Origin of the sequence: Nonomuraea thailandensis (assembly GCF_024172165.1) — a bacterium.
Taxonomy (GTDB): Bacteria; Actinomycetota; Actinomycetes; order Streptosporangiales; family Streptosporangiaceae; genus Nonomuraea; species Nonomuraea thailandensis.
The window spans coordinates 9,355,291-9,367,761 of record NZ_JAMZEB010000002.1 but is presented as its reverse complement, the minus strand read 5'-3'; the positions used below and the strand labels follow the sequence as shown (position 1 = coordinate 9,367,761).

The following is a 12,471-nucleotide window of genomic DNA, read 5'->3' as shown; positions in this document are numbered from 1 at the left end:
CCTACCAGATGGCGTGGAAGTGGTGGACGGGACCGTGGCCGTGACCGACGTGCAGGCTGTCGGCCGCGCGCAGCGCCTCGGTGAGGTACGCCTTGGCCGCCCGCACCGCGCCCGCCCAGTCGTCGTGGCGCGGGCGCAGCGCCGCGATGGCCGAGGACAGCGTGCAGCCGGTGCCGTGCGTGTTCTTCGTGTCCACGCGGGGCGCGGCCAGCTCGATCGTGCCCTCCGGCGTGGCCAGCACGTCCACGCACGTGTCGCCGTCGAGGTGGCCGCCCTTGAGCAGCACCTGCCGCGCGCCCAGCGCCCGCAGCCGCTGCGCCTGCTCGTGCATCTCGGCCAGGCTTCCGGCCGGCTGCTCGCCGAGCAGGTCGGCCGCCTCCGGCAGGTTGGGGGTGATCAGGTGCACGCGGGGCAGCAGCGTCTCGCGCAGCGCGGCCACCGCGTCGGAGGGCAGCAGCCGGTCGCCGCTCTTGGCCACCATGACGGGGTCGAGCACGACGTAGGCGGGCCGGTAGGCGTCGAGCGCCGCCGCCACCGCCTTGATCAGCGCCGCGTTGCCCAGCATGCCGATCTTCACCGCGTCGGCCGGCACGTCGGTCAGCAGCGTGTCGAGCTGCTCGGCGACGAACTCGGCCGGCACCTCGTGGATGCCGGTCACGCCGGTGGTGGTCTGCGCGACCAGCGCGGTGACGACGGTCATGCCGTACGCGCCGAGGGCGGAGAAGGTCTTCAGGTCGGCCTGGATCCCGGCGCCGCCGCTGGGATCGGTGCCCGCGATGGACAGGACCTTGGGTACAGCGGCCATGGCCGTGACGTCCCTTCGCTAGTCCGAACTAGATCAGGTTCGACGGGTGTGATCTCAGCCCGGCCTTCCGGGCACCCCGCGTCAACGGCCACTGTAACAGGCGCTCAGACCTCGACGGCGCGGGCCTCCTCCGCCGTGGCGGCCCGGGTGGCCAGGTAGGTGGCGACGATGGTGATCAGCCCGGCCGCGATCATGTAGGGCGGGATGCCGAGGACGGCGCTGCCCGCCGCGGCCTGCAGCGAGGTCAGGATCACGGGCGCGAAGCCGCCGCCGAGCATGCCGCCGATCTGGTAGCCGAGCGAGGCGCCGCTGTAGCGGACGCGGGCGCTGAACATGTCGGCGAACAGCGCGGCGAGCGGCCCGTACATGGCGGGGTGGATGACCGACAGGCCGATGATCGTGGCGACGGCCAGCACCAGCGGCGAGCCCGAGTCGATGAGCAGGAAGAACGGGTAGGCGTACAGGACGTAGGCGACGGTGCCGGCCAGGAACACCTTGCGTCGGCCGATCCGGTCGGACAGCGCCGCGAACGCCGGGATCGTGATCACCTCAAGCGCGGCGGCGATGGAGACGATGAGCAGCACCGTGCCGCGCTCGATCTTCAGCTCGGTGGTCGCGTACGTGAGGATGTACGTGCCGAACAGGTAGAACTGCAGGAACGGCGCGATGCAGGCGCCGAAGGCCAGCAGCAGGTTCTTCGGATGACGCCGGATGGCCTCGATGACCGGCAGCCGCACCTGGCGCCCCGACTGCTTGACCCGCTCGAAGTCGGGGGTCTCCGCCAGCCGCAGCCGGATCACCAGGCCGACCAGCAGCAACGCCACGCTGCACAGGAACGGCACCCGCCAGCCCCACGTCATGAACTGCTCCTTCGGCAGCAGCGAGACCAGGGCGAACGCGGCGGAGGCCAGCACCAGCCCGGCGGGCGCGCCGGACTGCGGCCAGCTGCCGTGGTAGCCGCGACGCTCCTTGGGCGAGTGCTCGACCGCCATGAGCACGGCTCCGCCCCACTCGCCGCCGACCGCGAAGCCCTGCAGCAGCCGCAGCACGACCAGCAGGACGGGGGCGAGCACGCCGAACGAGTCGTACGTGGGCAGCAGCCCGATCAGGAACGTGGCCGCGCCCATGATGAACAGGCTCAGGACCAGCATCGACTTGCGGCCGAGCCGGTCGCCGAAGTGGCCGAAGACGATGCCGCCCAGCGGGCGGACCACGAAGCCGGCGCCGAAGACGGCGAAGGCGGCGAGCTTGCCCGCGACGTCGGAGAACGTCGGGAAGAAGAGCTCGTTGAAGATCAACGCGGCGGCCGTGCCGTAGATGAAGAAGTCGTACCACTCGATGGTGGTGCCGATGAAGCTGGCGAGCACGACCTGCCTGATCGGCTGCTGGTTCTGGGGGGTCACAGGTGCTGCCTCTCTGCCTTGCACCCGGTCGCACGATGGGGTGCCGGAGCGTGTGAGGAGCGAGTGTATGCAACGGTATCCCGCGATTGTCAATGGTTGGCCGTGATGGTTGACAGGGGCACCGATACATGGATATTTCCGTATTCAACGGTATACATTGCACGAGGAGGTGTCCGTGAGGCTGGCGGAGCGGGCCGACGACTGGCACGCGGCCTGCGCGGCCGACGCCGCACTGGCGGCGCTGGGCTGCCCCGGAGAGGTCGGCTTCGGCATCAGGGCCGGCGACGACGTCGTGACCTTCGCCTTCCGCGACGGAAGGCTCACCGGCGCCGCCCGGCGGACCGGCTTCGAGGTGGTCGCGGAGCCCGAGGCGTGGCGGCTGTTCTTCGCGGCCGAGCCCCGGCCGCCGCACCATCACCTCTTCGGGATGCTCATGCGCGTTCCGGGGACCGCCGTCACCGGGGACGAGGTGTGCTTCGCCCAGCACGCCCACCTGGTGCGGCGGGTGCTGGAGATCGGCCGCGCGGTCCTCGCGGGCCCGGCGCCCGAGGCGGCGGCGGAGCCGGGCGGCGCGGTGGTCGCGGACCAGGCACCCGAGGCGGCAGGGGAGCCGGGCGGCGCGGTGGTCGCGGGTCCGGCGCGGCCGGATCGCATCGAGGGGCGTTACCTGCGGGCCGAGGTGGGCGGGGAGCCCGTGCGGCTGTTCTGCGAGCACGCGGGCACCGGTCGCGACGTGCTCTTCCTGCACACCGCCGGCGCGGACGCCCGCCAGTTCCACCACCTCATGAACGACGATCGGCTGGCGGAGCGCTGCCGCATGGTGGCCTTCGACCTGCCCTGGCACGGCCGCTCCTCCGGCCCGCCCAGCGAGCCGCCCGGCGCGTACGCGCTGGACACCGAACGGTACGTCGCCACGATCATGGCCGTCGTCGAGGGCCTGGAGCTCGACGACCCGATCGTGGTCGGCTGCTCGATGGGCGGCGAGATCTGCCTGGAGCTGGCCCTGCGCCATCCGGGCCGGCTCGGCGGCGTCGTGGCCTGCGAGGCCGCCGACCACGTGCCGGGCCGGCAGGTCGCCTGGGCCCGCGACCCCCGCGTCAACCAGGCGCTGTTCGTGCCGGAATGGGTGGAAGGGCTGATGGCGCCGCAGAGCCCGCCCGAGCACCGGCGCGAGGTGTGGTGGGGCTACTCCCAGGGCGGGTTCGGCACGTTCTCCGGGGACATCCTGTTCTACAGCGGCGACTGGGACGCGCGGGACCGCGTCGGCCGCATCGACACGGCGCGCTGCCCGGTGGTGATGCTGACCGGCGAGTACGACTACTCGTGCACGCCGGAGATGTCCCGGCGGACGGCCGGGCGCATCCCCGGCGCGCTCTTCAGGACGATGCCCCGGCTCGGCCACTTCCCGATGGCCGAGAACCCGGGGGAGTTCGCCGGGCACCTGATGTGGGCGCTGGACGAGATCGACGGCAAGGCGAGAGGGACGGCCGGATGAGATATCGCATGCTGATCGGCGGCGAGCGGGTGGACGCCGGCGGCGACCGCAGGCTCGCGGCGGTCAACCCGTACACCGGGGCGGAGTTCGCCACGGTGCCCGACGCCAGCGCCGCCGACGTGGCCGCGGCGGTCACGGCCGCGAGCGAGGCGTTCGAGAGCACGTGGGCGGCGACGCCCGGGGTGGCGCGGGCGCGGCTGATGCACCGGCTGGCCGACCTGATCGAGGAGCGCGCCGACGAGCTGGGCCGGCTGGAGAGCACCGACAACGGCAAGCTGCTCAAGGAGACCGCCGGCCAGGCCAGGTTCGCCGCGCGCAACTACCGGTTCTTCGCCGGGTACGCGGACAAGCTGTACGGCCGCACGATCCCGCTGGACAACCCGGACACCCTGGACTACACGCTGCGCGAGCCCGTGGGCGTGGCCGCGCTCGTCACGGCGTGGAACTCCCCGATGCAGCTCCTGGCCAACAAGCTCGCCCCCGCGCTGGCCACCGGCAACTGCGTGGTGATCAAGCCGTCGGAGCACGCCTCCGCCACCACGCTGGAGCTGGCCGAGCTGGTCGAGCGGGCCGGTTTCCCGCCCGGCGTGATCAACATCGTGACCGGTGGCGCCGAGGCGGGCACGAGCCTGGTCGGCGATCCGCGCCTGGGCCGCATCAGCTTCACCGGCAGCGTCGCCACCGGCCAGGCCATCGCCGCCACGGCGGCCCGCACGCTCGTCCCCGTCACGCTGGAGCTCGGCGGCAAGTCGCCCAACCTCGTCTTCGCCGACGCCGACCTCGACGCGGCGATCACGGGCGCGATGGCCGGGATCTTCGCCGCGGGCGGCCAGACCTGCATCGCGGGCAGCCGCCTGCTCGTCGAGCGGCCCGTCTACCAGCGGGTCGTGGAGGAGCTGGCGCGGCGCGCGGACGCCATCCGGCTGGGCGACCCGCTGCTGCCGGACACCCAGATGGGCCCGGTCGCCAACGCTCCGCAGCACGAGCGCATCCAGCGCATGATCGCGGCCGGGGCCGAGGCCGGCGCGCGCCGGGTCGCCGGCGAGCGGGAGCTGCCGGACAAGGGGCTGTTCGTGCCCCCCACCGTCTTCGCCGACGTGCACAACGGCATGCCGATCGCCAGGGAGGAGGTCTTCGGGCCGGTGCTGAGCGTCATCCCGTTCGGCGACGAGGAGGAGGCCGTCGCGATCGCCAACGACAGCGACTTCGGCCTGGCCTCCGGCATCTGGACCACGAGCCTGGCCCGCGCCCACCGCGTCGCCAAGCGGCTGGTCGCGGGCACCGTCTGGGTCAACACGTACCGGGCGAGCGCGGCGCAGGCTCCGTTCGGCGGCACCCGGATGTCCGGGTACGGCCGCGAGCGCGGCGAGGAGGCCATGGAGGAGTACCTGCGCACCAAGAACGTCATGATCGACCTGTCCGGCCGGGCCGCCGACCCGTTCGCCATGCGGACCTGAAGGGAACACCACATGAGATCACCAGTGGGGCTGTGCGGCCTCGGCAACATGGGGTCCGCCGTCGCGCGGCGGCTCTCCGGGACCTGCCAAGTGCTCGCCTACGACCTCGACCCCGCCCGCACCGGGGCCGCGGGCGAGCTGGACGGCGTGACGGGGGTCGCGGAAGTGGCCGACCTGGCGCAGGCGGAGACGGTCGTGCTGTCGCTGCCCACCCCGGCCGTCTCGGCGCAGGCCGCCGCCGCGATCGCGCCCGGCATGCGCCCGGGGTCGCTGATCGTCGAGACCAGCACGGTCAACCCGGCCGACATGCACCGGCTGCGCGAGCTGTGCGCGCCGCACGGGGTCCGCGTGCTCGACGCCGCAATCCTGTCCGGCGTGGCGCAGATGGCGGCGGGCACGTCCACGCTGCTCATCGGCGGGGACGAGGCGGACGTCGCCCGCGCCCGCCCGGTGCTCGACGCGCTCGCGCCGCGGCAGCTCGTGCTCGGCGAGCTGGGCGCGGGCATGGCCGCCAAGGTCATCAACAACGCCGTGGCGCACGCCGTCATGGTCGTGCTCGCCGAGGCCGGCGCGATGGCGGCGGCCACCGGCGTGTCCGAGCGGCGGCTCGCCGAGCTGCTGGCCGATCCGGAGGCCGGGCTCACCCGCCCGCTCACCCACCGCTTCCTTGAGCGCGTCCTGCCCGGCGACTACGAGGGCGGCATGCCGACCTCCGCGGCCCGCAAGGACTCCACGCTCGCGCTGGCCCTGGCCCAGGACGCCGGCATCCCGCTCTTCGCCATCCAGGCCTGCCACAGCGTGTACGAGATCGCCGTCGGCGGCGGGCTCGGCCGGCAGGACTACGCCTCGATCGCCACCCTGTGGGAGCAGTGGACCGGCCGCCCCATCTCGGAGAAGGAATGAGCATGACCTCGTACGACGTGATCGTGGTCGGCGGCGGCAACGCCGGTTTCTCCGCCGCCCACGCGGCCCGCGAGCGCGGCGCCCGCGTGCTGCTCCTGGAGAAGGGCACGGCCGGCGAGGCCGGCGGCAACTCCTACTACACGGCGGGCGCCTTCCGCTTCCCCTGCTCCGGGCTGGACGAGCTGCGGCCGCTGATCGAGGAGGACCCCAGGCACGCCACGACGGACGTGCCGCCCTACACGGCGGAGGACTTCCTGGCCGACATGAAGCGGGTCACCGACGGCCGCTGCGACCCCGTGCTCACCGGCCTGCTGGTGGGTGACGCGGCCGGCGCGGTCGGCTGGCTGGCCGGCAAGGGGATCCGGTGGCGGCTGATGTACGAGCGGCAGGCGTACGAGTCGGACGGGCGCTGGCGCTTCTTCGGCGGCCTGGTCGTCGGCACGGTCGGCGGCGGGAAGGGGCTGATCGCCGGGCACACCGGGGCGGCGGTCGCGTCGGGCGTCGAGATCCGGTACGGCGCGGCGGTCACCTCGCTGCTGCGCGACGGGCAGCGGGTGACGGGCGTGGAGTACCGCGACGCGTCGGGAGCCGCGCACGAGGTCACCGCGCCCGCGGTCGTGCTGGCGGCGGGCGGCTTCGAGGCCGACCCGGAGCGGCGGGCCAGGCACCTCGGCCCGGAATGGCGGCGGGCCAAGATCCGCGGCAACCCCCTGAACACCGGCGAGGTGCTCGACCTCGCGCTGGCTGCGGGCGCGCAGCCGTACGGCGACTGGGCCTCCTGCCACAGCACCGCCTGGGACGCGGGCGCGCCCGACAGCGGCGGCAACCGCACCCTGACCAACCAGCTCACCCGCCAGAGCTATCCGGTCGGCGTCGTGGTCAACCGCGAGGGCCGCCGCTTCGTGGACGAGGGCGCCGACTACCGCAACTACACCTACGCCAAGTACGGCAGGGAGATCCTGCGCCAGCCGGGCGGCGTCGCCTTCCAGCTCTTCGACGCCAAGAGCAGGCCGCTGCTGCGCCGCGAGGAGTACGACTCCCACCCGATCACCGCCGCGCGGGCGGACACTCTGGCGGAGCTGGCCGCCGAGCTGGGCATCGACCCGGGAGGGCTGGAGGAGACCGTGGCGCGCTTCAACGCCTCGATCGACGACGGCGTGCCGTTCGACCCGTCGGTCAAGGACGGCCGGGCGGCGGCCGTCCAGCCGCCCAAGTCGAACTGGGCGCTCGCGCTCGACGCCCCGCCCTACTACGGGTACGCGGTGACCTGCGGCATCACGTTCACGTTCGGCGGGGTGCGGGTGGACACCGACGCCCGCGTGCTCGACGCGGGCGGCGTGCCGATCTCCGGCCTGTACGCGGCGGGCGAGCTGGTCGGCGGCCTGTTCTCCGGCAACTACCCGGGCGGCTCGGGGCTCACCTCCGGCACCGTCTTCGGCCGCCGCGCGGGCGCCCACGCGGCCGGGGCGTCCCATGTATGAGCTCTACGCCCTCCGCTACGCGCACCGCGACGCCTCCGTCCGCGGCGAGCACTTCTACGGCCACGACCCGTGCGCCCTCGACCCCTACCCGATCGACTACTACGTCTGGGCGGCCATCGGGGAGCACGGCGTGGTGCTGGTGGACGCGGGCTTCACCGAGGAGACCGCCGGGCGCCGCGGCAACCGCCACTACCTGCGCTCGCCCGTGGACACCCTGGCCGCCCTGGGCGTGGCGGCCGACGGGGTCGGTCACGTCGTGCTCAGCCACCTGCACTACGACCACACCGGTCACCTGCGCGACTTCCCCGAGGCCCGGATCGTGCTCCAGCGCTCCGAGCTGGCGTTCTGGACAGGCCCGCACGCCCACCGCGGCGACTACCCACACCTGGCCGACCCCGACGACATCGCCTACCTGGTGCGGGAGAACTTCACCGGCCGCGTGCGGCAGCTCGACGGCGACCACGAGCTGCTGCCCGGCCTGAGCGTGCACCACGTCGGCGGCCACACGCCGGGCATGCAGGTCGTCCGCGTGCGCACCGCCCGCGGGGACGCGGTCGTCGCCTCGGACGCCGGTCACTTCTACGACAACATCGAGGCCGACCGCCCGTACGGGATCGTGGACCACCTGCCGGCCATGTACGACGCCTTCGACCGCGTCCGGGCGCTGGCCGGCTCTCCCGAGCTGGTCGTGGCCGGGCACGACCCGCTCGTGCTGGAGCGCTACCCGGCCGTGCCGGGCCTGGAGGGCTACGCGGTCCGGATCGCCTGACGGTTGTTGACCATACGTTCGAGCATTCGGCATCGTAGGGCGGGTGGCCGCTGATGAGACGCGTGACGGGGTCGAGCTGACCAACCTGGACCAGCCGTTGTTCGACGGCGCCGACGCCACCAAGCGTGACCTGGTCGACTACCTCGACGCCGTCCGCGACCGCATCATCCCGGTGCTGCGCGACCGCCCGCTCTCGGTCGTCCGCGTGCGCCCGGGGCAGGCGCCGTTCATGCAGAAGAACCTGCCCAAGTACGCCCCCGACTGGGTGCGGTCGGTGTCGATGTGGGCGGAGGCGTCGCGCAGGCAGGTGACGTACGCGCTGTGCGACGACAGGAAGACGTTGTTGTGGTTCGCCAACCAGCGGGCGGTGGAGTACCACCCGGCGCTGTTCGCCGGCGAGCACGCCACCCACCTGGTGCTCGACCTCGACCCGCCCGAGCACGACGACTCGTTCTCGCTGGCGGTGCGCGGCGCGCTGCTGGTCCGGCAGGCCCTCGCGGACATGGGGCTGGCGGGCGCGGTGAAGACGAGCGGCGCCAAGGGCGTGCACGTGTTCGTGCCCGTGGTGGCGGGCACGGCGATGGACGATCTCGCGGCGGCCACCCGGGCGCTGGCGGCGCGGGCCGAGCGGCTGGACCCGGCGCTGGCGACCACGGCGTTCATCCGGGAGGACCGCGAGGGCAAGGTGTTCCTCGACTCCACCCGGGCGGGCGGGGCCACGGTGGTGGCCGCCTACAGCCCGCGCATCCGGCCGGGCGTGCCCGTCTCCTTCCCGCTGGCGTGGTCGGAGCTGGACCGGGTGTCGCCGCGGGACTTCACCGTGCGTACCGCGCCGGGGCTGCTGAAGGACGCCGACCCGTGGGCCGGGCACATGCCCGCGCCGCAGCGGCTGCCCGCCGACCTCGTCGAGGAGGGGCACACGATCCCGGTCGCCCGCGTACAGGCGATGCACGAGGGCAAGCGGAGGGCCCGCGCCCGCCGCGCGGAGTGATGTCGCAAATTTGCGACAATAGTGGGTCTTCACGCTGATTCTTCGCCGGGTTACGGTCGGGCAGCGGCGCCTCGGGGGAAAGGCCGCGTCCCTGGTAACCCATGGGGGGACCCTGCATGCGAAGAGTCATCACCGTCCTGATCGCCACCCTCGCCTTACCCCTGGCCATGGCCGTGCCCGCGAACGCGGGCGGCCTCGACGACGCCTTCGCCAAGGTGCTCGTCAAGAAGGTCAAGGGCAGCAACGTCCAGAAGCATCTCGACGCGTTCCAGGCCATCGCCGACGCCAACGGCGGCAACCGCGCCGCCGGCACGCCCGGTTACGACGCCTCCGTCGCCTACGTCGAGAGCAAGCTGCGCAGGGCCGGCTACAAGGTCACACGCCAGCCGATCAACTTCGTCGAGAGCTGGAGCGAGAACAGCCCGCCCGTGCTCGACCTCACCGCGCCCACGCCGAAGTCGTACGTGCCCGGCACCGACTTCGTCACCTTCCAGCCCTCGCCGCCCGGTGACGTGACCGCGCAGGTCCAGGGCGTGGACCTGACGCTGCCGCCGACCCCGTCGCCCAGCTCGACCAGCGGCTGCGAGGCCTCGGACTTCGCCGGCTTCGTCGCCGGCCGCATCGCGCTCATCCAGCGCGGCACCTGTCCCTTCGTCAACAAGGTGATGAACGCGGCCGCGGCCGGAGCGTCCGGGCTCATCGTGTTCAACGAGGGCCAGCCGGGGCGCACGGACCCCTTCCCGCTGGACATCGGCGAGTGGCGGGGCGGGATCCCCATGGTGTTCTCCAGCTTCGCCGTGGGCAACGAGCTGGCCGCCACGCCCGGCGCCACCGTCCGCCTCAAGGTCGACGCGAACCTCGTGCTCGGCACCAACGACAACGTGATCGCCGAGAGCCGCTTCGGCGACCCGCGCAACGTCGTCATGGTCGGCGCGCACCTGGACAGCGTGACGGAGGGGCCCGGCATCAACGACAACGGCTCCGGCAGCGCGGCCCTCATCGAGATCGCCGAGGAGATGGCGCTCGTCCCGACCAAGAACAAGGTGCGCTTCGCGTTCTGGGCGGCCGAGGAGATCGGCCTGCTCGGCTCCGACCAGTACGTCGATTCCCTGTCGGAGGCGCAGCGCGACCGGATCAGGGTGTACCTGAACTTCGACATGATCGCCTCGCCGAACTACGCGTACAAGCTGTACGACGGCGACGACTCGGACGGCGTCGGCTCGCCCGCCGGACCGCCCGGCTCGGCCGAGATCGAGGCGCAGCTCGCGGCGTTCTTCGGCTCCCGGTCGCTGCCCACCGTGGGCACCGACTTCGACGGACGCTCCGACTACGGGCCGTTCATCGCCGTCGGCATCCCGTCCGGTGGCATCTTCACCGGCGCGGAGGGCATCAAGACGCCCGAGGAGGCGGCGCTGTTCGGCGGCACGGCCGGCGTGGCGTACGACGTCTGCTACCACCAGGCGTGCGACACGCTCGCCAACGTCAACGCCACCGCGCTCGACGTGGACTCGGACGCGATCGCGGACTCGGTCGCCCGGTTCGCCTTCAACCTGCGCGCCATCCCGCCGAGGACGGCGCCCCAGGCGGCGGCCGCCCTGTCGGCGGAGTCGACCACCAGCTAGGAGATCCGGCCGGGTGGGCGGTGCTCCCGCCCACCCGGCCGGGCCTCGCGCCGGCCCGCGCCCACCGGCCGGGCCGCGCCCGCGTCGCGGAGCGTGCTCAGCTCGCGGGGGTCGGATGGCTGACGGGGCCGCGATGCCCCTGCTTGTCCACCGCGCGCACCCCGAACTGGAAGTTGTCCTTCGACAACCCCTCCACGGTGTACGAGGTCACGTTCCCCACGAAGCGGGAGTGCGTCCACAACGGCTCGGTCGTGTCCCGCCAGACCACCTCATAGCCCGAAATGTCGGGTTCGGGGTTCGCGTCCCACCGCAGATCCGTGTCGTTGGTGAGCCGGCTCGTCACGATCGCCGCCCGTCCGGGAGAGCGCGGCGCGCGGGCCAGCACCGCCAGCGCCGCCAGGTTGACCTGCGCCACCCGCGCCACGTAGTCGTTCTCGACGAACCGCAGCAGGTCCCCGTACTGCACGCCGTCCTCCACCCGCACGTCCTGGTGCTGGTGCCGGTAGTTCTCGTGGACCTCCGAGAAACGCACCGCCGCGTACCCCTGCTGCAGGAACGGGATCTGGTCGCCGCCCCGCAGGTACCGGTCCCTGCGGTAGTACAGGCGCGCGTCGAACCACGGCACGTACTGCTCGGCCGTCTCGTGCACGAACCTGGCGAGCTGCCGCGACACCCCGTCGTTCTCGCCGCCGACCGACTGGCGGACGGCGGCCTGGGCCGGGGTCTCCGAGGTGGGCACGCCCTCGGAGAACACCCGCACGGCCCCGGCGTCGCGCCCGTTCTCGCCGTCGGCGCTGCCCACGATGTCGTTGGTGAACATGCCCTGCACGTCGGCGTTGTTCTGCCTGGCCTGCTGGGCGTAGTACGCGGATCCGTACAGGCCCTGCTCCTCGCCCGCGACCGCCATGAACACCACGGTCGCGTCGAACGTGCGGGTGGCCATGACGCGGGCGGCCTCGATGGCGACCGCCACCCCCGAGGCGTCGTCGTTCGCGCCGGGAGCGTCGCAGGTGGCGTTCATGACGTCGCTGCAGCGGGAGTCGTAGTGGCCGCTGACCACGTACGTGCGGCCGGCGGCGGCGTCCTGGCTGCCGCGCAGCGTGGCGACCACGTTCGTGATCACCGTCGGGGCGGGGATGCGCGGCGAGACGGGCTGGACGAACGACTGCTTCTCCACCGTCATGCGCCCGCCGGAGGTGGCGGCGATCCTGGAGAACTCGTCGTGGATGTAGTCGCGGGCGGCGCCGATGCCGCGCACGGGATCGTCCTGGCTGGACAGCGTGTGCCGGGTGCCGAACGAGGCCAGCCTGGCGATGATCCGGCCGAGGTTGCGCGCGTCCACCTGCCGGACCATCTTCTCGATCTCCGGATCGCGCGGCGCGCCCGCCTCGGCGGCGGGGGTCAGCACCCCGGCGAGCAGGACGACGACGAGAAGGGGCAAGGCTGATTTACGGACTCTTTTCAGGGCAAATAGAGATAGTGCCATGACGGCTCCATGAGGATGCTGGGGTGTTCCGGGCCGGTCCTTCTCCGTGGACCGGCCCG

At 72.8% G+C, this 12,471-nt stretch carries 10 protein-coding genes and 1 riboswitch; of the genes, 7 read left to right on the top strand and 3 right to left on the bottom strand.

What is annotated here, in order from left to right:
* Position 1: 1 nt before the first annotated feature.
* Positions 2-805, bottom strand: a complete 804-nt coding sequence (gene thiD / locus HD597_RS46945) for a bifunctional hydroxymethylpyrimidine kinase/phosphomethylpyrimidine kinase (RefSeq protein WP_253753203.1) — start codon at positions 803-805, stop codon at positions 2-4.
* Positions 799-894, bottom strand: a riboswitch (TPP riboswitch). Its footprint overlaps the gene before it by 7 nt.
* Before the next feature lie 15 nt (positions 895-909).
* Positions 910-2,208, bottom strand: a complete 1,299-nt coding sequence (locus tag HD597_RS46940) for an MFS transporter (protein ID WP_253753201.1) — start codon at positions 2,206-2,208, stop codon at positions 910-912.
* 175 nt (positions 2,209-2,383) lie between these two features.
* Between HD597_RS46940 and HD597_RS46935 the strand changes: the two genes are divergently transcribed.
* The 7 genes from HD597_RS46935 to HD597_RS65245 all read left to right on the top strand — a co-directional run bounded on the left by HD597_RS46935 (position 2,384) and on the right by HD597_RS65245 (position 10,926).
* Entirely contained in the window at positions 2,384-3,703 is a 1,320-nt protein-coding gene (locus HD597_RS46935) for an alpha/beta fold hydrolase (RefSeq protein ID WP_253753199.1), read from the top strand.
* Positions 3,700-5,160, top strand: a complete 1,461-nt coding sequence (locus HD597_RS46930) for an aldehyde dehydrogenase (protein WP_253753197.1) — start codon at positions 3,700-3,702, stop codon at positions 5,158-5,160. The genes HD597_RS46935 and HD597_RS46930 overlap by 4 nt, the downstream gene beginning before the upstream one ends.
* Before the next feature lie 12 nt (positions 5,161-5,172).
* Positions 5,173-6,063, top strand: a complete 891-nt coding sequence (locus HD597_RS46925; protein WP_253753195.1) for an NAD(P)-dependent oxidoreductase — start codon at positions 5,173-5,175, stop codon at positions 6,061-6,063.
* 2 nt (positions 6,064-6,065) lie between these two features.
* Positions 6,066-7,544 carry an FAD-dependent tricarballylate dehydrogenase TcuA gene (gene tcuA / locus HD597_RS46920; protein ID WP_253753193.1) on the top strand — a complete coding sequence of 493 codons (1,479 nt, stop codon included), beginning with the start codon at positions 6,066-6,068 and terminating at the stop codon, positions 7,542-7,544.
* Entirely contained in the window at positions 7,537-8,313 is a 777-nt protein-coding gene (locus HD597_RS46915) for an N-acyl homoserine lactonase family protein (RefSeq protein ID WP_253753191.1), read from the top strand. The genes tcuA and HD597_RS46915 overlap by 8 nt, the downstream gene beginning before the upstream one ends.
* 43 nt (positions 8,314-8,356) lie before the next feature.
* The gene (locus HD597_RS46910) at positions 8,357-9,304 is read left to right on the top strand and encodes a DNA polymerase domain-containing protein (RefSeq protein ID WP_253753189.1); all 948 of its coding nucleotides are present in this window, start codon (positions 8,357-8,359) and stop codon (positions 9,302-9,304) included.
* Between the two features lie 116 nt (positions 9,305-9,420).
* On the top strand, positions 9,421-10,926 hold the full coding sequence (locus tag HD597_RS65245) for a M28 family metallopeptidase (RefSeq protein WP_276083200.1): 1,506 nt from the start codon (positions 9,421-9,423) through the stop codon (positions 10,924-10,926).
* Between the two features lie 97 nt (positions 10,927-11,023).
* On the opposite strand, the gene HD597_RS46895 is transcribed toward HD597_RS65245, so the two are convergent.
* A complete protein-coding gene (locus tag HD597_RS46895; RefSeq protein ID WP_253753187.1) occupies positions 11,024-12,367 on the bottom strand; it encodes a M28 family metallopeptidase in 1,344 nt (447 codons plus the stop codon).
* Between the last annotated feature and the right edge of the window lie 104 nt (positions 12,368-12,471).